This is a genomic window from Streptomyces sp. 8N616 (genome assembly GCF_052246385.1).
Taxonomy (GTDB): Bacteria; Actinomycetota; Actinomycetes; order Streptomycetales; family Streptomycetaceae; genus Streptomyces.
In genome coordinates this window covers 239,357-258,731 of sequence record NZ_JBQQBY010000002.1, presented here as the reverse complement: position 1 = coordinate 258,731, position 19,375 = coordinate 239,357, and the positions used below count along the sequence as shown (strand labels likewise).

The window sequence follows — 19,375 nt, the reverse complement described above, 5'->3', positions numbered from 1 at the left end:
GTGATACGGGCCGGCTGCCCCCTGGTGGGTGTCGTGGGGGAGCATCACACCGTTGGCCTCATGTGACCGTCCCCCGTGTTCGACCGTGGTTTCTGCCGCCCGGCCTGGCGGCGTGGCTCATGGCAGAGACGCCTGCCGGGCCGACCGCTCCGCAGCCCTGCGCAGGCGGCGACCCGCAGCCCGTCACTCCCGCCGCGACGGAAGCGGCCGCGGGTGAAGAGGGCGCTGCGCCGCCCGCGACGTAACCCGAGTGCAGGACCCACGGTGGCCACGCGACGTGGTCGTTCGAATACGAAATGTGGCGATCTGCGGCGATTGGTCATAGCTTCGGGGCCATGATGAAACGCCAGATCAAATGCCTCGGATGGACAACAGCAGTGATAGTCACGGGACTGGGTGCGGCCGCACCGGCCGGCGCGGGCCCCGTGACCAAAGCCGCGGAGCGCACCCTCGTCGTGCGCCCAGGGCAGTCGATCCAGAAGGCGGTGGACGCCGCAAGACCGGGCGACACCGTCCTCATCCGCCCCGGCACCTACCGGCAGAGCGTCACGGTCACCACATCAGGTCTGACCATTCGCGGGTCGGGCGCGCGGACCGTGCTCACGGGCGCGGCCAAGCGCGCTGCGGACGCCTGCGGCAAGGCCGGTAACGGAATCTGCGTCCTGGGTACGTCGAACCGGCGCATCGAGAACGTACGCATCCGCTCTCTGACCCTTCGCGACTACAAGAAGAACGGGCTCTGGGCCTCCCATACCGACCGGCTGAGCGTTCAGCGGGTGAGCGCCCGGGACAACGGCCAGTGGGGACTGGCGCAGGAGAGGTCCACCCGGGGGGACTTCCGGCGCAACGCCGCCCGGGACAACAAGGACGCGGGCATCTTCATCGCCAACACGGTCGACCGTGAGGGCGGGGCCATCGACACCCAGGGCGCGTCGGTCAGCGGCAACCGTCTCTCGGGTAACCGGATCGGCGTCACCGTACGCCGCGTCAGGAACCTCACGGTCCAGCGCAATCACATCAACGGGAACTGCGGCGGCGTGTTCGTCGTGGGCGATGAAGGCAACCCGCCGGCCGGGGACTTGACTGTCCGCCACAACGTCGTCGAGCGGAACAACAAGTACTGCCCCGGCAACACCCGCCTCCCCTACATCCAGGGCTCCGGGATCGTCCTCACCGGCTCGGAAGAGACGCTGGTGACCAGGAACGTCGTCCGGAACAACGAGGGCGCGTCACCGCTCTCCGGCGGAATCGTCCTGTTCAAGAGCTTCGTGGGCGCGCGCAACGAGCGCAATGTCATCAGCTACAACGTGGCGCTGGGCAACAAGCCCGCGGACCTGGTCGACCAGGACCCGGGAGCGAACAACCGATTCATCCGCAACGTGTGCCGGGTGTCCAAGCCCCCCGGCCTGTGCCTGAAGCCGTAGTGCCGTCCCGTAGACCCGTAGTGCCGTTGTGAGCTTCACCGGAAGAATGGAAGCGGAATGACCACGGTAAGTTCCACCCCTCAGCCGGCCATGCAACTGCGGGAGCTGGTGTTCGGGGCGGCATGCGCCGCAGCCGTACGCGCGGCGGCGCGACTGGGTGTCGCGGACGCGCTGGGCGAGGAGCCCGCCGACGTGGAGGAGCTGGCCGCCGCGGTGAAGGCCGAACCGCGGCCGCTGCGGCGGCTGCTCCGCACCCTGTCCTGCTACGGGATCTTCGACGAGACCGAGGACGGGCGCTACATCCACACCGACATGTCCCGGCTGCTGCGGGACGACGCCCCGAACAGCCTGCGGTACATCTCCCTGTGGTGCACCGAGCCCTGGACCTGGGACGCCTGGCCCCGCCTCGACGAGGCGGTGCGCTCCGGCAGCAGTGTTTTCCAGGACCTGTACGGCAAGGAGTTCTTCGACTACCTGCACCAGGACGCGCCGGAGTCGGCCCAGGTGTTCAACCGGGCCATGACCACCTCCAGCAGGCAGTCCGCGGAGGACCTCGCGGAGCTCCTCGACCTCACCGGAGTGTCGTCGGTCGCGGACATCGGGGGCGGGCAGGGGCATGTCCTCGCCAGTCTGCTGGAGAAGCATCCGGCGCTGCGGGGGACTCTGCTCGACCTGCCCAGAGTGGTGGAGAATGCGGATCCGCGCCTCAGGGACGGCGGCCCGCTCGCAGCGCGGGCCACGATCCTTCCCGGCGACTGCCGCCGTGAGATCCCCGTCCAGGCGGACATGTACATCATCAAGAACATCCTGGAGTGGGACGACGACAGCACCCGCAGCACCCTGCGCAATGTCGTCGCCGCCGCACGCCCGGGTGCCAGGGTCCTGGTCATCGAGAACCTCGTCGACGACAGTCCCTCGATGAAGTTCACCACCGCCATGGACCTGCTGCTGCTGCTCAACGTCGGCGGCGCGAAGCACTCCAAGGAGAGCCTGGTCAGCCGGATGACGGAAGCCGGTCTGCGGGTCGGCGACATCCGCCCGGTCAACGCCTATCTGCACGCGTTCGACAGCACCGTGGCCGACTGAACAAGGCGACTGAAGAACCAACAGAACAGAAACGGCTGACCGCCGGGGAAATGTCCGGCGGTCAGCTGTTTCTTTCTGTTGTTGTGTCTGTCTTATGCGGCATCCGCTTCGTCCGCGCGGTTCTTCTCACCGCCGAGCAGCTTTCCGACCAGTCCCGTGGTGTGCGCGGCGGCGCGGAATTCCGGGTGTGCCAGCGCTCGCCGCAGAAACCCGATCGTGGTGCGTACGCCGTGGCCCTCCACCCGGAACTCCTCCAGCGCACGGTCCATACGGGCCAGCGCCTGCTCCCGGTCCGGCGCCCAGACGACCGTCTTGGCCAGCAGCGAGTCGTAATCGGGGCCCACCAGCCAGTCCGGAAAACAGTGCGTGTCGACGCGTACGAAAGGGCCTGCCGGGGGCACGAATTCGGTCAGGCGGCCGGGCGTGGGGGCGAAATCCCGTTCCGGATCCTCGGCGTTGACCCGGCACTCCACCGCGACACCGCGACGTACGACGTCCTCCTGGCATACGTTCAGCGGCAGACCGGCGGCGATGAGGATCTGCTCCCGGACGATGTCGATTCCGGTGAGCATCTCGGTGACCGGATGCTCGACCTGGAGCCGGCAGTTGATCTCCATCAGAAAGAACTCGTCGGACGGCGTCACGACGAACTCGAACGTGCCGGCCCCGGTGTATCCGGCGGCCACGGCGCCCCGTACGGCCGACTCGCACATCGCCGTGCGCAGTTCCTCCGGCAGATTCGGCGCCGGAGCCTCCTCGATCAGCTTCTGGTGCCGCCGCTGCACGGAGCAGTCGCGCTCGCCGAGGTGGACCGCCGCGCCGTGCCGGTCGCAGAGCACCTGGACTTCGACGTGGCGGGCGTCGTCGATGAAGCGTTCCAGATAGACGCGGTCGTCACCGAAGACCACGCGCGCGTGCGCCCGGGTCTCCCGGTACGCGGACAGCAGGTCGTCGGGGTCGCGTACGACGGCCATGCCCCGCCCTCCGCCGCCCGCCACGGCCTTGAAGATCACGGGGTAACCGGTCTGCTGCGCGATCTCCTTCGCCTCCGTGGGAGTTGTCACCGCGTCGACGCTGCCCGGCAGTACGGGCAGGCCCGCCTCGGCCATCGCCGCGCGGGCCGCCGCCTTGTCGCCGAGCCGCTGGATGACCTGCGGGGGCGGACCGATGAAAGTGATGCCGTTCGTCTCGCAGATCTCGGCGAAGTCGGGGTCCTCGGAAAGAAATCCGTATCCGGGATGGATGGCCTGGGCTCCGGAGAGCCTGGCCGCCTCGATGATCGCGGGGGCGTTGAGATAACTGGCCTTCGAAGGCGAGTGGCCGATGTGCACGGCTTCGTCGGCGAAGCGCACCACGGCCGAGTCGAGGTCCGCGGTGGAGTACACCGCCACCGTACGGATCCCGATTTCGCGGCAGGCCCGGGCGATCCGCAGGGCGATCTCTCCACGGTTGGCGATGAGTACGGTGCTGAACATCGGGATCACGCCTCCGCTTCGGAGAGCGGCTCCAGGGCGACCAGGCGCTGCTGGAACTCCACGGAGCATCCGTCCTGGACGAGCAGTTCCACGACCCGGCCCGCGGCCTCGGCCTCGATCGTGCTCATCATCTTCATCACTTCGAGGATGCCGATGGGCTGCCCGGGCCTGACCACGTCGCCGACCGAGACGAACGGCGGTGCTCCGGGTTCCGGGGCGTGGTAAAAGGTGCCGACCGTCGGGGCGAGGAGATAAAGGTGGGCGTCCTGGGCGACCGGGACCGGTGCGACGGGCGGAGGGCCCGCTTCGGGAACGCCCTCCTCGGGAGGTTCATCGCTCACCGCGGCAGCCGTGTCGGGCCACTCCATCTCGACCGTCATATGGCCTTGCTGGAGTTTGATCCGCAGCGGCGGCCTCGGTGCCGCCCTGGCGAGCTCCATCACGCTGCGGCAGACGGAGTCCAGGGTCGTGTGGGCGAGGTGAGTCAGGTCGTGGCCGGCGAAGCCGTTCCCGGTGAAGGACGGACGCTGGCCGTTCTCGTGGTGGTCCTGTTTGCTCGCATCCAGAGTCACGATGAACCTCCTCCGGTTCCGACGGGAATGCGTGCCTCGACACCGAAGCGGTGGTACCGGCTTCTGCGTTCTTGCAGCAGCCGGCCGGGCTCCCAGGGGTGCAGATCGTCCAGGGCCGCTTGGACTGCGGCGCCGACGAGGGCCGTCGCCCTCGCGTGGTCCTGATGGGCGCCGCCCTCCGGTTCCGGCACCACACCGTCGACGACGCCGAGGCGGAGCAGCTCCCGGGCGTCGAGACGGAGTGCCGCCGCCGCGGCGGGCGCGGCCTCCGCCTGCTTCCACAGGATGGCGGCGCAGCCCTCGGGACTGATGACGGAGTACACGCCGTTCTCGCTCACGAGCACGCGGTCGGCGACGGCCAGGGCGAGTGCCCCGCCGCTGCCGCCCTCGCCGATGAGCACGGCGACGATCGGGACCGTCAGCTGGGACATCAGCCGCAGGTTCTCCGCGATGGCGATGGCCTGGCCGCCGCGCTCCGACTCCGGGCCCGGGTTGGCCCCCGGCGTGTCGATCAGGGTGACCACCGGCAGGCCGAGTTTCGCGGCCATCCGCATCAGCCGGGCCGCCTTGCGGTAGCCGGCGGGAGTGGCCATGCCGAACTGGTGATGCTGCCGTTCCGCCAGCGCGGGCCCGCCCTTGTGGTGCCCGATCAGCATCACAGGACGCCCGTTCAGCCGCCCGGGGCCGCCGACGATGGCGGTGCAGTCCCCGGAGAGCCGGTCGCCGTGCAACTCGTGGAAGTCGTCCATCAGATGGTCCGCGTAGTCGAGGGCGGTGGGGCGGTGCGGATGCCGGGCGAGCCGGACCGCCTCCCAGGCGTCGCGCGCGTGCACCTCGTCGACACTGTCCAGAATCCGGCCCGCTGAGCCTGGTGAGCCCGCTGTCTCTTGTACGGTCTCCGCCCGCGGCTCCCGCTCGGGCGAGCCCAGGGCCAGCAGGCGGCCCAGCACCGGGCGCAGGGCGGACCGCGGCACGACATCGTCCACCATGCCGTGCTCCAGCAGGAATTCCGCGGTCTGGAAGCCCTCGGGCAGCCGCTCTCCCGTCGTCTGCTCGATGACCCGCGGCCCCGCGAACCCCAGACGCGCCCCCGGCTCGGCGATGATCACGTCCGTGAGCGTGGCGAAGGACGCGGCCACACCGCCGTACGTCGGATCGGTGACCAGCGAGACCGTGAGGATGCCCGCCTCGTCGAGTTCCGCCAGCGCCTGGGCGGTCTTGGCCATCTGCATGAGGGACAGCACGCCCTCCTGCATGCGTGCGCCGCCCGACGCGGTGACCAGCAGCAGCGGGATGCGCTGCCGCAGGCTCGTACGGGCGGCTTCGGTGATGAGTGCCCCGACTCCGCAGCCCAGGCTGCCGCCCAGGAAGCGGAAGTCCATCACGGCGACGACCACGGGCCGGTCCTCGATGCGGCCCGTCACGCAGACCACGGCTTCCCGCAGTCCTGTGGCGGCCCGCGCTTCGTCGAGACGGTCCGCGTACGGCCGGGTGTCGGTGAACTCCAGCGGGTCGTGCAGCGACTCCACATGGTCGACCGGGGACGCGGTGCCCGGGTCGAGCAGCTGGTCGAGGCGCTGGTGCGCCGTCAGATGCGCGTGCCACCCGCAGTCCGGGCACACGTTCAGCGTCCTGCCGAACCGCTTGCCGTACACCAGCTCCGCGCACCGTTCGCACCGGACCCAGTCGGGCGGTCGCTCCGGCGCCTGCTCCGGCGGCCGGTCATCGAAAAGCACCATGTCAGGTGTTCCTCCCGCTCTCCGGCTCCAGGTCACACCGCTGCGTCGCGCTCCCAGCGGTAGAACTCCCGCGCCATTGCGTCCTTGGGACTGCTCCAGGTCGCCGGGTCGTACGCCTTGACGTAGGCGGAGAGCTTCTCGCTGATGTCGCGGAACGACGGGTGGTCGGCGTGCTTGGCGACCGCCGGGCCGGGCGGCCGGTCCGCCTCGATGAGGTGCAGATACACATCGCCGAACTGGAAAAGGCTGCGTCCGGTGACGCCGATCAGGTGCGGCAGCTCGCCGCGGTCGGAGGCCGCGAAGACCTCCGCGATGTCCGAGGACGAGTCCGGCGCCATACGGGCGACGATCAGAGCGCGGTGCATGCGAGACGGTCCTTTCGCGTGGGGGTTGGCCCTGGGGGGCCGGCCGGTGGCGCCGCGCCGTGCGCGCACGCCGGGGCCGGCCGGTCCGGGCTTTCCGCGGCCGTCCTGGCCGGTGGTGAGCGTCAGTTGGGCAGGACGGGCGCGCTGTGCATCCCGCGTTCCCGGGCCCGCTGCTCGATCTTGTCGCGGATGAGTTCCAGCTGGATCTTGGAGTTGCGGTTGATGAGCTCGGTCATCCCGTCGTCGTCGACGGGGGCTTCGGGCTTCATCGCGAAGTCCTGCGTCCAGTGCATCCGCGTACCGCCCGGGACCTCCGAGTACTCCCACCGGATGTCCATGTGCTGGAAGGGGCCGGTCTCGACGCGGCGGGCCTTGACGGTGAGCCGGGCGCGGTCGGGCTCCCGCTCCGAGACCCAGCTCCAGACCTTGCCGTTCTCGTCGGGGTGCATGGTCAGCCGGAACGTGGTCTTGTCGCCTTCGCGGCCGAGCACTTCGACCGAGGCGTACTCGCTGAACAGCTGCGGCCAGTTCTCCAGGTCGTTGGTCATGTCCCAGACGAGGTCCAGGGGGGCCGCGATCGTGATCTCGTTCTCGGTGTGTCCTGACATGTCATGCTCCTGTGGTGAGTGCGCTGTTGACGAGGTCGATGAAGTCGCCCGGGGTCTTGCACTTCTCGGCGTCGGCGGGCAGCGGTATGCCGTACCGGTTCTCCAGCTCGCCCACGATGCCGAGGAGGCCGAGCGAGTCGAGGCCGTACCCGGCGAAGGTGGAGTCGGGCCGGTCCTCCATCTCCCTGGGGTCGACGGTGAGCCCCGCGGCGGTCTTCATCAGCGAGGCCAGCTCGTCGTAGGTCAGGTGAGCGGTCATGGGGGTTCTCCTTCTCGCGAGAGTTCTCACCAGGGGGTGTCGGTGCCCTGCCGCAGCACGAGCGCCGCGTTCGAGCCCATGAGGCCGCGGCTCAGCACCAGCGCCGTCCGCAGCTCCGCGAAGCGGGCCCGGCCGGTCACCAGATCGAGGTCGTGGCACACATCGACGATGTTGGGCGTTGGCGGTACGACGTCGTGCTCCATGGCGAGCACCGCGGCGGCCGCGTCCAGGACGGGAGCGCCGCAGTACGCCCTGCCGGTGCCGGTCTTGGGCGCGGTCACCGGTACGCGCTGGGCGTGCGCTCCCAGGGCGTCCGCGATCGCCAGCGCCTCGGCCCGGTCCGCCTCCGGCACGCCGAGCGCGTCCGCGAACACCACGTCGATCTCCTCCGGGGCGCACCGGGCGTCCTCCAGCGCGCCGCGGATCGCGTGGGCCAGCCCCTCCCGGGACCGCCGCCACTGGGACGCCCCGGTGAAGGTCGCGGCGTGCCCCGCCACAACGGCGCGGATCCGGGCCCCGCGCTCGCGGGCCACCGTCTCCTCCTCCACGACGAGCATGGCGCCGCCCTCGGCGGGCACGAATCCGCAGGCGCCGTCCGTGAACGGCAGATACGCGCGGGCGGGGTCCGAGGCCGTGCTGAGATCCTCGTACCCGAGCTGGCAGACGACGGAGTAGGGCGCGAGCGGCGCTTCGGCCGCGCCGACGACGACCGCGTCGGTGCCGCGCCTGATGGTCCTGCTCGCGTGCGCGAGCGCGTCCAGGCCGCCGGCCTCGTCGCTGGCCACGACTCCGCAGGGTCCCTTGAAGCCGCCGCGGATCGAGATCTGGCCGGTGCTGGCGGCGTAGAACCACGCGATGGACTGGTACGGGCCCACGTAGTGCGACCCCTGTCCCCACAGCCGCTGCAGCTCCCGCTGGCCGAACTCACCGCCGCCGGACCCGGCGGCCGTCACGACTCCGACGGCGAACGGCGAGCCGCCGTGGTCCCCGCTGCCCAGCCGGGAGTCCTCCAGCGCGAGGTTGGCCGCGGCCATCGCGAAGTGCGTGAACCGGTCGGTCTGGACGAGGTAGCGCTCCTCGATCAGCCCGGCCGGGTCGAATCCACGGACCTCGCCCGCGACCCGCAGCGGCAGGTTCTCGCACCCCTCGCGGGTCACCGCGTCGAGGACGCTGATCCCCTCCAGCGTCGCCTTCCAGAAGGCGTCCGTGCTCACCCCGTTGGGGGCGACGACGCCGATACCCGTGACGACCGAACGCCGGTCCTGCTGGGAGCTCATCGTGTCCTCACGCCCTCTCGGGTCATGACCACCGCTGACTGGAAGCCGCCGAACCCGCTGCCGACGGAGAGCACGGTCCGCAGCGGCAGTTCGCGCGCGGTCCGCGGCACGTAGTCGAGGTCGCACTCCGGGTCGGGCGTCTCGTAGTTGGCCGTCGGCGGCACCACCTGGCGGTCCAGCGCCAGGGTGCAGGCCACGACCTCTATCGCGCCTATCGCGCCCAGCGAGTGGCCCACCATGGATTTGATGGAGCTCATCGGCACCTGGTACGCGTGCGCGCCCAACGACCGCTTCACCGCGGCCGTCTCGTGCCGGTCGTTCTGCTGGGTGCCTGAGCCGTGCGCGTTGACGTAGTCGATGTCGGAAGCGTTGATACGGGCGTGGCCGAGCGCCTGGTTGATCGCCTCGGCCATCTCCACGCCCTCCCGGGTCAGTCCGGTCATGTGGTACGCGTTGCCGAAGGTGGCGTAGCCGCGGATCTCGCAGTAGATGGGCGCACCCCGGGCGCGGGCGTGTTCCATCTCCTCCAGGACGAGCACGGCGCCGCCCTCACCCATGACGAATCCGTCACGGTGGGCGTCGAACGGCCGGGAGGCGTGCTCCGGGTCGTCGTTGTTCGGCGAGGTCGCCTTGATCGCGTCGAAGCAGGCCACCGTGATGGGGGAGATCGGCGAGTCCGAGGCGCCCGCGATGCACACGTCGACCGCGCCCTCCTCGATGGCCTGGAAGGCGTATCCGATCGCGTCGAGCCCCGAGGTGCACCCGGTCGAGACGGTCTGCACCGGGCCCCGGGCGCCGATCTGTTCGGCCACCTCTGAGGCGAGCGCGCTGGGCGAGAACGCCCGGTGGAGATGCGGTCCGGCCGGCCCGTGGTCCACATCCCAGCGCTTCCCGGCCTCGCTGACCTCGACGTAGTCGTGCTCCAGGCGCGTGGTGCCACCGACCGCGGTGCCCAGGGAGACCCCGATGCGCCAGGGGTCTTCGACTCCGGTGTCGAGGCCGGCGTCGCGTACGGCCTCGTCGGTGGCCACCATCGCGAACTGGACGTAGCGGTCGGCGCGTTGCCGCGTCTCCGCGTCGAGTCCGTGGGCCGCGGGGTCGAAGTCGCACTCGGCGGCGATGCGCGAGCGGAAACCCTCCGGATCGAAGAGCGTGATGCCGCGCGTCGCCGTACGGCCGGCCGCGAGCAGGTCCCAGAAGGCCGGGACGCCCACGCCGCCCGGGGCTACGACGCCGACCCCGGTGACCGCCACGCGGCGGGTCACGAAACACTCTCCGCACGTTCAGGGGGGCCCGCTTGTGCGGTGTCCTCCGTACCCTCGGTGTCCACGTGGCCCAGCTCGGGGCGCGGGGCCAGCGGGCCGAGGTGGAAGACCATCCGGGCCTCGGTGTCCCCCACGTTGCGGAAGCGGTGCCGCATATGAGGGGGGATCAGAAGGCCCTGGTCGGGCCGCAGCGCGTGCGGTTCCCCGTCCAGGTCAACCTCGAGGGCGCCGCTCACGACATACACGAACTCCTCGGAGTACGGGTGGTAGTGCTCGCCGATGCGCTCACCCGGCTGCACGATGGCCAGGCCCATGAAGCCGCTCGTGGCGCCCACCGCGCTGGGTGTGAGCATGGCGCGCAGGTCTCCGCCGCGCCTGCGGTTGGGCTGGGTTTCGCTGAGGTCCACGATGCGTGGGCGGGGCGTGGTCATGATGGCTACCTCCAGGTGGCGTGGTGCTGAGGGCGACGAGCGGTGCCGCGACGGCCGGGCGACCGCGAAGGTCTGGTGCGGTGTGCCGGGGGTACGTGACTCAGGAGTCCGGTGCGCGGCGATCGGTGATCAGGGCCATGTCGGAGCGTGCGAGGAAGCGCGAGATCTCCCGCTCGGATCCCAGTTCGCCGTCCGCCCCCGTGTCGATCAGACGGCCCAGCACGGGCGCTTTACGGGGCCCGCTGACGCCGAGCGCCAGGACCGGCTCTTGCTCGATGGGCACCCGCAGGTCGATCAGCCGGACGACGATGTCGTCACGCTGGAAGATCGTGCTGCCCGCGACGGGGCTCGAGGGGTCGTGGGCGGCCATCTCGTCCTGTCGCGCCAGCAGCCGTGCGACGGCCATGCCGCAACCGGGCCTCGCCGGGTAGTACAGCGCGTGCCGCCGCAGGTCCCCGGGGTCCGGCCCGATCGCACCCACATGGTGCACCGCGGGCAGCGCGGCCCGGGTGAAGAACACCCGCGCCGAGTTCTCGTCGTTCAGGTCCCGGTCCTGCTCCAGGTACGGGTTGATGGCCTCCTCGACCTCCCGGACCTCGGGCTGCCTGGCCACATGGCGCAGCGCCGCCACCAGGTCGCCCTGCACCTCGATGGCCCGCACGACGCGGTTGCCGTGCATGAAGAGCGAGGTGCGCCGCAGGCGCGTGGTGTCGTCGACCCGCGCGGCCGGGGAGGTGTACCCGGACAGGATCTCCGCGACCTTCTGCTCGCTGCCGGGCTTGACGGTGAAGGTGAGGGCGTGCCGGACGACGCCGTCACCGATGCGGGGGGAGGTCTGGAGCCGGCGCTTGGCGGCTTCGGGGGCGAAGGTGGGGATCTCCGGGGTCTCCCGCAGCACACTGAAACGCAGGGACCGGGTGTCGCGTACGCAGCGGTGCAGCGGCTGCACCATCTCGACGTGCTCCTCGCTGTTCACCCAGGCGAGGAACGGCGGCGCGCTCTCCCACTCGCTGGTGATGAGCCACTGGGAGGGGTTCTCGATCGACTGGCACAGCTGGTCACTGATGTGACCGGGCACGGATGCCACCTGGTTGCACAGGCGCTCGTACGCTTCGAGGAACCGCTGCTGGGCCCCGTCCTGGAGGTCCAGGAGCAGGACGACCCGAAGTCTCGAGCCGTCGAAGGCGGACTGCGACACTCTTTCCGACAGCGTTGTCATGTTGGCATCTCCTTCGAGAGCTTCAGTAGCCCCCCACGTCCTCCGGTTCGTTCACCGCTGGTGGAATCCGAGTGACGGAATCGATCGTGTGCTCACTCCCACGGGCGGCGCGAGATCTGTGAGCCATCCGGGTGAAACGGGTGGGCGGAACCCCCCTGGTCGGGCCCGGTCGGGCATGGAACCTCCAGTCCTGTACCGGCGGCTGGAGCTGGAGCACTTCATGAATCGAGATGTCGAAGACCGCGTGCCGGTCCTCATCGTGGGCGGCTCCCTGGTGGGCCTGTCCGCCTCGCTGTTCCTGGGCCGTCTCGGCGTGGAGCACATGCTGGTGGAGAAGCACCCGGGCACCTCGAGACACCCCCGCGGACGCGGAAACAACGTGCGCACCATGGAGCTGTTCCGGGTGGCCGGAGCCGAGCCGATGATCCGCGAGGCCGCATCGGTCCTGGCGGACAACCACGGCATCCTCCAGGCCGGGTCGCTCACCGGGGACGATCAGGAGTGGCTGTTCAAGGAGATCGACCCGGGCGGCGGCCTCGCCAAGTTCAGCCCGACCGGGTGGTGCCTGTGCAGTCAGAACGACCTGGAGCCCGTGCTGGTCCGCTGTGCCCGCAAGCACGGTGGCGACCTGCGGTTCTCCACGGAGCTGCTCTCCTTCGACCAGGACGGGGAGGGCGTGACCGCGGTGGTCAGGAACCGGGAGTCCGGGGAGGACCGCACCGTACGCGCCGACTACCTCATCGCGGCGGACGGGCCGCGCAGCCCGGTCCGGGAGCGGCTCGGCATCGGCCAGACGGGCCCCGGCGACCTGTTCCACAACGTGAGCCTCACCTTCCGCGCCCCCGGGCTCGCCGAAGTGGTGGGCGACCGCCGCTTCATCGCCTGCTATCTGACCAACCCCGAGGCGGACGGGGCGCTGCTTCCGGTGGACAACCAGGAGGAGTGGGTGTTCCACGCGCCGTGGCACCCCGACCAGGGGGAGACCCTCGAGGACTTCACCGACGAGCGGGTCGTGGACCACATCCGCAGGGCGACCGGCGTTCTCGACCTCGACGTGCAGATCACCGGCAAGGCCCCGTGGCACGCCGCGGAGCGCGTCGCGGAGCGGTACTCGGACGGCAGGGTCTTCCTCGCCGGGGACTCCGCCCACGAGATGTCCCCCACCGGCGCGTTCGGCTCCAACACCGGTATCCAGGACGCACACAACCTGGCATGGAAGCTCGCCGCCGTGCTCGGCGGCTGGGCTGGGCCAGGGCTGCTGGAGACGTACGAGACGGAGCGTCAGCCGGTGGCACAGGCGACCAGCGCACGCGCTTCGGCCCGCTCCGCGGAGCACAGCCACCCGGGGTACGCGCCCGAGCCCGGCGTGGGCGGCGGCCGGCAGAGCGGTGTGCTCACGGTCGCCCTCGGCTACCGCTACACCCGCGGCGCGGTCGTCGGCACGGACCCCGAGCTGCCGCCCGTACCGGAGCGGATGCAGCTGACCGGTGACCCGGGCACCCGGGCGCCGCACATGTGGCTGCGTCAGTTCGGCGCGCAGGAGTCGACGCTGGACCTCTACGAGAGGTTCCCCGTCCTGCTCACCGGCTCAGAGGGCACCGCCTGGCACTCGGCGGGGCTCGGCGTCGCCGAGCGGCTCAACGTACCGCTGCACTGCTACCGCGTCGGCACCGGACCGGACGACGATCTGACGCCCGAGGACGGCGCGGACTGGGCCGGGGTCCACGGGACGGCGGAGGGCGGCGCGGTCCTGGTGCGCCCGGACGGTTTCGTGGCCTGGCGAGCGGAGGGTCCCGTGCCCGATCCGGAGCGGACCCTCCAGGAGGTCCTGGAATCGGTCCTCCGGCTGAACCGGGCCTGACCAAGCGGTCCTTGACGGACCTACGAGGGCGGCGCAGAAATTGCTGCGCCGCCCTCGTACGTGTGGTGATTCACTGACAGCGACGCACACCTCGTCACCCGTCACGACAAGCCATCCGAGGTTCGAAGTGGACGCACCGCAGGACGTCACCACGTCCGACGCGATACCCCGGCAGCGCGCCACGACGCCCGCCGCCACTCCGTCTCCGTCCCTGCACCCGTCCCCGTCCCCGGACGCGGACCGGGACGTGGCCCCGGAGGACGGTTCTCTCCCGCCGGCGGCCCCGGCCCCCTGGCGGGTGCTGCTCGGATACATACGCCCCTACCGCCCCTGGCTCCTGCTGGGCGGGCTGCTGAGCCTGCTCACCGGAGCGACGGGCCTGGTCCTGCCGCTGGCCGCCAAACAATTGGTGGACAACCTCGGCGCCGAACGCGCCGTGACGGGCGCAGTCCTGCTGATGACCGTCCTCGTCATCGCCAACGCCGCGATCGGCGCCCTCGGTTCGTACGTGCTGCGCCGCACCGCCGAGTCGGTGGTGCTCACCGCACGCCGCCGCCTGGTCTCCCATCTGCTGCGGTTGCGCGTCCCCGCCGTCGACCACACCGAACCCGGCGACCTGATGTCGCGGGTGACCGCTGACACCACCCTCCTGCGCTCGGTCACGACCGACTCCCTCGTCGGCGCCGTCACCGGGGCGCTCACGCTCCTGGCCACCGTGGCGATGATGGGCGTGCTCGACCCGGTCCTGCTCGCCGTCACCCTCGGCGTGCTCGCCTTCGCCGGAGCCGTCATCGGCTTCCTGGTCCCGCGTATCAACCGCGCAAGCAAACGCGCCCAGGAGTCCGTCGGGCTGATGGGTGCCGCACTGGAGCGGATGCTCGGGAACTTGCGCACCGTCAAGGCATCCGGCGCTGAGCACCGCGAGGAAGCGGCCATCCACCGTGCGGCGCACGACTCCTGGCGGGCGAGCGTACGCGCGGCCAAGTGGGCGGCACTGGCGGGCAACACCGCGGGCCTCGCCTCCCAGATCGCCTTCCTCACCGTGCTCGCGGTCGGCGGGGCCCGCGTCGCCTCCGGCGCGATCGACATCGGCACGCTCATCGCCTTCCTGATGTACGTCTTCTACCTGATGCCGCCGGTCAACGAACTCGTCGGCGCCGTCACCGAATACCAGGTCGGAGCCGCCGCCGTGACCCGTATCCAGGAGGCCCATCGGCTGCCCACCGAGCCGCAGGGCCCGTCCGCGGAACTGCCGGCGCCCGGAGCCCCGCCCGCCGAACTCGCCTTCCACGACGTGCACTTCCGCTACGGCCCAGACCTGCCCCAGGTGCACCACGGAGTCAGCTTCGCCGTCCCGCCGCGCGGCATGACGGCCTTCGTCGGCCCCTCGGGCGCGGGCAAGACCACCGTCTTCTCCCTCATCGAGCGGTTCTACGAACCGACGGAAGGCCGCATACTCCTCGACGGCCAGGACATCCGGCGGTGGAACATCCCCGGCCTGCGCGCCGCCATCGGCTACGTGGAACAGGACGCCCCCGTCCTGTCCGGCTCCCTGCGCGAGAACCTCCTGCTCGGCGCACCCGGAGCGGACGACGACGAGCTGCGCCGAGTCCTGCGTACGACACGACTCGACGGCCTCGTTGCACGGCTGCCGAGCGGCCTGGACACGCTCGTGGGCCATCGCGGCACCAAGCTCTCAGGCGGCGAACGCCAGCGCGTGGCCATCGCCCGGGCCCTGCTGCGCCGCCCCCGGCTGCTGCTCCTGGACGAGGCGACCTCCCAGCTGGACGCGGTCAACGAGGCCGCGCTGCGCGACACCGTCGCCGACGCCGCCCGCACCACGACCGTGCTCGTCGTCGCGCACCGCCTCTCCACGGTGACCATGGCCGACCGCATCGTGGTCATGGACACGGGCCGCGTACGGGCCATCGGCACCCACGCCGACCTCGTCGCCGCGGACCCCCTCTACGCGGAGCTGGCCGCCACCCAGTTCATAAATTCCGGAAATTGAGGCGAACGCCACGCCCCCCGGAAACACGGCGAGATGCCTGGCCATGGCAGGTATGGTGCGAAACCGGTGTCGATCCGGGGAGGCGGTTGTGTGACGGAAGGCTCGGCGCGTGAGGCGGGGAGCGGGCGCGATCCGTTCTTCGACAACGCGAAGCTGCTGGCGATGGTCCTCGTCGTGGTGGGACACGCCTGGCAGCCTCTCAAGGACAGCCGGGCGGTCTGGGCGGGCTATCTGTTCATCTACAGCTTCCACATGCCGGTGTTCATCGTGCTCTCCGGCTACTTCTCGCGGAGCTTCACGTTCAAGCCGGGCCAGGTCAAGCGGCTGATCACGGGCATCGCGGTGCCCTACGCCATCTTCGAGACGGCGTACACGCTCTACGGCAACGCCGTCGACGACCGCGGCAACGACCTCAGCCTGCTGACCCCGTGGTATCTCACCTGGTTCCTCATCGCCCTCTTCGTGTGGCGGCTCACCGCCCCGATATGGCTGGTGATGCGGTGGTACGTCGCACTGGGGCTCGCCGTGGCCATCGCACTCTTCGGCGCCGCGAACGAGATCGGCGCCGTGCTGAACCTGGACCGCATCCTGCAGTTCCTCCCGTTCTTCGTGGTCGGTCTGCTGATGCGCCCCGAGCACTGGGAGTTGCTGCGGGCCAGGTGGGTGCGGATCGCCGCAGTGCCCGTGATGGGGGCAGCGGCGGTGGTGGCCTACCTGGCCAAGGGGCAGATGACCTCCGAGTGGGCCGTCCGCAGCAAGAGTTGGGGCGAACTGCGGGTGGCCTGGCCGGTCGGAGCCGCGATGACGCTGGCTCTGCTCGCCTGTTCGCTTCTTCTGGTGGCGGCCTTCCTGGCCTGGGTGCCGCGCAGACACACCTGGTTCACGGCGCTCGGGGCGGGGACGCTGTACGCGTATCTGCTGCACGGTCTCGTGATCCGTACAGCCGCCTGGGAGGGCTGGTACCGCCCGGAGTTCTGGCACACCCCGGCAGGGAGACTGGCCGTCACGGTCCTCGGTGTCTCACTCGCCCTGGCCCTCAGCAGCCCGCCCGTACGGAGAGTCTTCCACCCGTTCGTGGAACCACGGCTGGACTGGGCATTCCGGTCCGCCCCCCGCAGCGCTGGGAGCAGCCGCGGTGCGGTCCGCTATGCCGACGCCGGGGGTGCCGGTTCCGTCGGTCCGGCCGATTCAGCCGGGTCGGCAGCTTCGCCCGGTTCTGCGACCACCACTTCGGCCGGGCGCAGCAGCTGGTCGCCCACGCGGTAGCCGCAGCGGAAGATCTGTGTGCACGTCGGGCCGCTGACACTGGCCGACGTCACGCGGGTGATCGCCTCGTGGCGCGTGGGGTCGAAGGGCTCGCCCTCTTCTCCGAAGGCCTGGAGGCCGAGTTCGGCCAGGCGGGATTCCAGGTCCTCGGTGACGGCCGCGAAGCCCCCGGTGACCTCTCCGTGATCGCGGGCCAGTGCGACGGCGTCGAGGACCGGAAGCAGCCCGCGGAGCACGTTGGCCACGGCGATCTCACGCACCGCCATCCGGTCGCGGCGGACCTGCTTGCGGTAGTTGTCGTACTCCGCCTTCACGCGTTGCAGGTCTGACGTGCGCTCGGCCAGCCGCGCCTGAAGGTCCTCGGTCCCGCCCGTGCCGGGGGCCCCGCCGGGCGGGGCGGAGGGAGGCGCCGCCGGCGGTGCAGCCGGGGGACCGGCTCCGGCGGACGGCGGCGCGGGGCCACTCCGGGGGTGTCGGCCGCGGCCGGCTGTCCAGGGCTGGAGGGTGGTCGGGCCCATACCCCGCTGGTCGCGGAGGACGACGGGCATGGGCCGGTCTGGCCCGTGCCGGGGGCCGGACGGTGTGCTCATGCCGTGTCTCCCTTGTCCTCGTCGACGATCTCGGCGTCGACCACGTCCTCGTCCGGCTTCGCGCCGTCGGGGCCTTCCGAGCCCGCACCGGCACCGGCCGCGCCACTGCCCGTACCGGCCGCGGTGCCGCTCTGGGCCTGCGCGTACATCGCCTGGCCCAGCTTCTGGCTGACCGCGGCGAGCTTCTCGGTCGCGGTGCGGATCTCCGCGGTGTCCTCGCCCTTGAGCTTCTCCTTCAGCTCGCCGATCGCGGTCTCGACCTCGGACTTCACGTCGCCCGGGATCTTGTCCGGGTTGTCCTGCAGGAACCTCTCCGTGGAGTAGACGAGGGACTCGCCGTTGTTCCTGGCCTCGGCGGCCTCCCGCTTGCGGTGGTCCTCCTCCGCGTACTGCTCGGCCTCGCGCATCATGCGGTCGATGTCGTCCTTCGGCAGCGCGGAGCCGCCGGTGACCGTCATGCGCTGTTCCTTGCCGGTGCCGAGGTCCTTCGCGGAGACGTGCATGATGCCGTTGGCGTCGATGTCGAAGGTGACCTCGATCTGCGGGACGCCCCGCGGGGCCGGGGGCAGGCCGGTCAGCTCGAACATCCCGAGCTTCTTGTTGTACGCCGCGATCTCCCGCTCGCCCTGGTAGACCTGCACGGCCACCGAGGGCTGGTTGTCCTCGGCCGTCGTGAAGGTCTCGGCCCGCTTGGTCGGAATGGTCGTGTTGCGCTCGATCAGCTTGGTCATGATGCCGCCCTTGGTCTCGATGCCGAGGGACAGCGGGGTGACGTCCAGCAGCAGGACGTCCTTGACCTCGCCCTTGAGGACACCGGCCTGGAGCGAGGCGCCGATGGCGACGACCTCGTCCGGGTTCACGCCCTTGTGCGGGTCCTTGCCGGTCAGACCCTTGACCAGCTCGGTCACGGCGGGCATCCGGGTCGAGCCGCCCACGAGGATCACATGGTTGATGTCCGAGACCTTGATCTTGGCGTCCTTGATCGCCTGGTGGAACGGTCCCTTGCAGCGCTCCAGCAGATCCTCGGTGAGCTGCTCGAACTGCGAGCGGGTGAGCTTCTCGTCCAGGTGCAGCGGGCCTTCGGACGAGGCGCTGATGTAGGGCAGGTTGATCGTGGTCTCGGTCGCGGCGGACAGCTCGATCTTGGCTTTCTCCCCGGCCTCGCGCAGCCGCTGCACCGCCATCTTGTCCTTGGACAGGTCGACCCCATAAGCGTTCTTGAACTGCTTCACCAGGTGGTCGACGATCCGCTGGTCCCAGTCGTCACCGCCCAGGTGCGTGTCGCCGTTGGTCGCCTTGACCTCCACCAGGCCCTCGCCGATGTCCAGCAGCGAGACGTCGAACGTGCCGCCACCCAGGTCGAAGACGAGGACGGTCTGGTCGTTCTCCTTGTCCAGTCCGTAGGCGAGCGCGGCAGAGGTCGGCTCGTTGATGATCCGCAGCACATTGAGGCCCGCGATCTCGCCGGCCTCCTTGGTGGCGGTGCGCTGGGAGTCGTTGAAGTACGCGGGCACGGTCACGACGGCGTCCGTCACGTCCTCTCCGAGGTACGCCTCCGCGTCCCGCTTCAGCTTCTGCAGCACGCGCGCGGAGATCTCCTGCGCCGTGTACCGCTTGCCGTCCACATCCCCGGTGTCCGGGAACCGCCAGTCCGCCTCGCCCATATGGCGCTTGACCGACCGGGCGGTGCGGTCGACGTTGGTCACGGCCTGGCGCTTGGCGACCTCGCCGACGAGCACGTCGCCGTTCTTGGCGAAGGCGACCACTGACGGGGTCGTCCGCGCACCCTCGGTGTTCGGGATGACCGTGGGCTCACCGCCCTCCAGGACGCTGACCACCGAGTTCGTCGTACCGAGGTCAATACCGACCGGGCGTGTCATGTCAGCTCCCATCCTCACGGCCTTCCGCGCGCCCGGGTGCGGGCGCG

The 19,375-nt window shown here is 70.4% G+C and carries 16 protein-coding genes and 1 pseudogene; 5 read left to right on the top strand and 12 right to left on the bottom strand.

Annotated features, from left to right (window positions below; genetic code table 11):
• The first annotated feature begins 335 nt into the window (after nt 1–335).
• Nucleotides 336–1,424, top strand: coding sequence for a right-handed parallel beta-helix repeat-containing protein (locus ACTWQC_RS02910; RefSeq protein ID WP_443313874.1), 1,089 nt, complete (start codon nt 336–338; stop codon nt 1,422–1,424).
• 57 nt (nt 1,425–1,481) lie between these two features.
• Nucleotides 1,482–2,510: a methyltransferase gene (locus ACTWQC_RS02905; RefSeq protein ID WP_443313873.1), complete on the top strand. Its 1,029-nt coding sequence runs from the start codon at nt 1,482–1,484 to the stop codon at nt 2,508–2,510.
• Nucleotides 2,511–2,602: 92 nt separating this feature from the next.
• Here the strand turns inward: ACTWQC_RS02905 and ACTWQC_RS02900 are convergent, their stop codons facing one another.
• The 10 genes from ACTWQC_RS02900 to ACTWQC_RS02855 form a co-directional block, all read right to left on the bottom strand.
• Nucleotides 2,603–3,985 carry an acetyl-CoA carboxylase biotin carboxylase subunit gene (locus tag ACTWQC_RS02900; protein WP_443313872.1) on the bottom strand — a complete coding sequence of 461 codons (1,383 nt, stop codon included), beginning with the start codon at nt 3,983–3,985 and terminating at the stop codon, nt 2,603–2,605.
• Between the two features lie 5 nt (nt 3,986–3,990).
• Nucleotides 3,991–4,557 (bottom strand): acetyl-CoA carboxylase biotin carboxyl carrier protein, encoded by a 567-nt coding sequence (locus tag ACTWQC_RS02895; RefSeq protein WP_443313871.1) that lies wholly within the window; start codon nt 4,555–4,557, stop codon nt 3,991–3,993.
• Nucleotides 4,554–6,296: an acetyl-CoA carboxylase, carboxyltransferase subunit beta gene (accD, locus tag ACTWQC_RS02890; protein ID WP_443313870.1), complete on the bottom strand. Its 1,743-nt coding sequence runs from the start codon at nt 6,294–6,296 to the stop codon at nt 4,554–4,556. The genes ACTWQC_RS02895 and accD overlap by 4 nt, the downstream gene beginning before the upstream one ends.
• A 32-nt stretch (nt 6,297–6,328) precedes the next feature.
• Nucleotides 6,329–6,661: a TcmI family type II polyketide cyclase gene (locus tag ACTWQC_RS02885; protein WP_443313869.1), complete on the bottom strand. Its 333-nt coding sequence runs from the start codon at nt 6,659–6,661 to the stop codon at nt 6,329–6,331.
• Between the two features lie 122 nt (nt 6,662–6,783).
• Nucleotides 6,784–7,269, bottom strand: a complete 486-nt coding sequence (locus ACTWQC_RS02880) for an SRPBCC family protein (RefSeq protein WP_443313868.1) — start codon at nt 7,267–7,269, stop codon at nt 6,784–6,786.
• Between the two features lies 1 nt (nt 7,270).
• Nucleotides 7,271–7,528, bottom strand: coding sequence for an acyl carrier protein (locus ACTWQC_RS02875; RefSeq protein ID WP_443313867.1), 258 nt, complete (start codon nt 7,526–7,528; stop codon nt 7,271–7,273).
• A 26-nt stretch (nt 7,529–7,554) separates the two neighbouring features.
• On the bottom strand, nt 7,555–8,805 hold the full coding sequence (locus tag ACTWQC_RS02870; RefSeq protein WP_443313866.1) for a ketosynthase chain-length factor: 1,251 nt from the start codon (nt 8,803–8,805) through the stop codon (nt 7,555–7,557).
• Nucleotides 8,802–10,070 carry a beta-ketoacyl-[acyl-carrier-protein] synthase family protein gene (locus ACTWQC_RS02865; protein WP_443313865.1) on the bottom strand — a complete coding sequence of 423 codons (1,269 nt, stop codon included), beginning with the start codon at nt 10,068–10,070 and terminating at the stop codon, nt 8,802–8,804. Before ACTWQC_RS02865 ends, ACTWQC_RS02870 begins: the two co-directional genes overlap by 4 nt.
• A complete protein-coding gene (locus tag ACTWQC_RS02860; RefSeq protein ID WP_443313864.1) occupies nt 10,067–10,501 on the bottom strand; it encodes a cupin domain-containing protein in 435 nt (144 codons plus the stop codon). Before ACTWQC_RS02860 ends, ACTWQC_RS02865 begins: the two co-directional genes overlap by 4 nt.
• Before the next feature lie 100 nt (nt 10,502–10,601).
• Entirely contained in the window at nt 10,602–11,720 is a 1,119-nt protein-coding gene (locus ACTWQC_RS02855; protein WP_443313863.1) for a SchA/CurD-like domain-containing protein, read from the bottom strand.
• Nucleotides 11,721–11,940: 220 nt separating this feature from the next.
• Here ACTWQC_RS02855 and ACTWQC_RS02850 point away from each other — a divergent pair, with 220 nt between their 5' ends.
• The 3 genes from ACTWQC_RS02850 (at nt 11,941) to ACTWQC_RS02840 (ending at nt 16,858) form a co-directional block, all read left to right on the top strand.
• Nucleotides 11,941–13,581, top strand: a complete 1,641-nt coding sequence (locus ACTWQC_RS02850) for an FAD-dependent oxidoreductase (RefSeq protein WP_443313935.1) — start codon at nt 11,941–11,943, stop codon at nt 13,579–13,581.
• Nucleotides 13,582–13,828: 247 nt separating this feature from the next.
• Nucleotides 13,829–15,592, top strand: coding sequence for an ABC transporter ATP-binding protein (locus ACTWQC_RS02845; protein WP_443313934.1), 1,764 nt, complete (start codon nt 13,829–13,831; stop codon nt 15,590–15,592).
• Nucleotides 15,593–15,682: 90 nt separating this feature from the next.
• Nucleotides 15,683–16,858: an acyltransferase family protein gene (locus ACTWQC_RS02840; RefSeq protein WP_443313862.1), complete on the top strand. Its 1,176-nt coding sequence runs from the start codon at nt 15,683–15,685 to the stop codon at nt 16,856–16,858.
• Nucleotides 16,859–16,866: 8 nt separating this feature from the next.
• Here ACTWQC_RS02840 and grpE read toward each other — a convergent pair.
• A pseudogene (grpE, locus tag ACTWQC_RS02835) lies at nt 16,867–17,376 on the bottom strand (nucleotide exchange factor GrpE); the annotation flags it as partial.
• A 68-nt stretch (nt 17,377–17,444) separates the two neighbouring features.
• Nucleotides 17,445–19,328: a molecular chaperone DnaK gene (gene dnaK / locus ACTWQC_RS02830; RefSeq protein WP_443313861.1), complete on the bottom strand. Its 1,884-nt coding sequence runs from the start codon at nt 19,326–19,328 to the stop codon at nt 17,445–17,447.
• Nucleotides 19,329–19,375 lie beyond the last annotated feature (47 nt).

Excerpts from the sequence above, each read along its gene's own strand:
- ACTWQC_RS02885 (WP_443313869.1), bottom strand. The coding sequence starts at position 6,661 with ATGCACCGCGCTCTGATCGTCGCCCGTATGGCGCCGGACTCGTCCTCG.
- dnaK (WP_443313861.1), bottom strand. The coding sequence starts at position 19,328 with ATGACACGCCCGGTCGGTATTGACCTCGGTACGACGAACTCGGTGGTC.
- ACTWQC_RS02905 (WP_443313873.1), top strand. The coding sequence starts at position 1,482 with ATGACCACGGTAAGTTCCACCCCTCAGCCGGCCATGCAACTGCGGGAG.
- ACTWQC_RS02880 (WP_443313868.1), bottom strand. The coding sequence starts at position 7,269 with ATGTCAGGACACACCGAGAACGAGATCACGATCGCGGCCCCCCTGGAC.
- ACTWQC_RS02850 (WP_443313935.1), top strand. The coding sequence starts at position 11,941 with ATGAATCGAGATGTCGAAGACCGCGTGCCGGTCCTCATCGTGGGCGGC.
- ACTWQC_RS02900 (WP_443313872.1), bottom strand. The coding sequence starts at position 3,985 with ATGTTCAGCACCGTACTCATCGCCAACCGTGGAGAGATCGCCCTGCGG.
- ACTWQC_RS02870 (WP_443313866.1), bottom strand. The coding sequence starts at position 8,805 with ATGAGCTCCCAGCAGGACCGGCGTTCGGTCGTCACGGGTATCGGCGTC.
- ACTWQC_RS02910 (WP_443313874.1), top strand. The coding sequence starts at position 336 with ATGATGAAACGCCAGATCAAATGCCTCGGATGGACAACAGCAGTGATA.
- ACTWQC_RS02855 (WP_443313863.1), bottom strand. The coding sequence starts at position 11,720 with ATGACAACGCTGTCGGAAAGAGTGTCGCAGTCCGCCTTCGACGGCTCG.
- ACTWQC_RS02860 (WP_443313864.1), bottom strand. The coding sequence starts at position 10,501 with ATGACCACGCCCCGCCCACGCATCGTGGACCTCAGCGAAACCCAGCCC.
- ACTWQC_RS02875 (WP_443313867.1), bottom strand. The coding sequence starts at position 7,528 with ATGACCGCTCACCTGACCTACGACGAGCTGGCCTCGCTGATGAAGACC.
- accD (WP_443313870.1), bottom strand. The coding sequence starts at position 6,296 with ATGGTGCTTTTCGATGACCGGCCGCCGGAGCAGGCGCCGGAGCGACCG.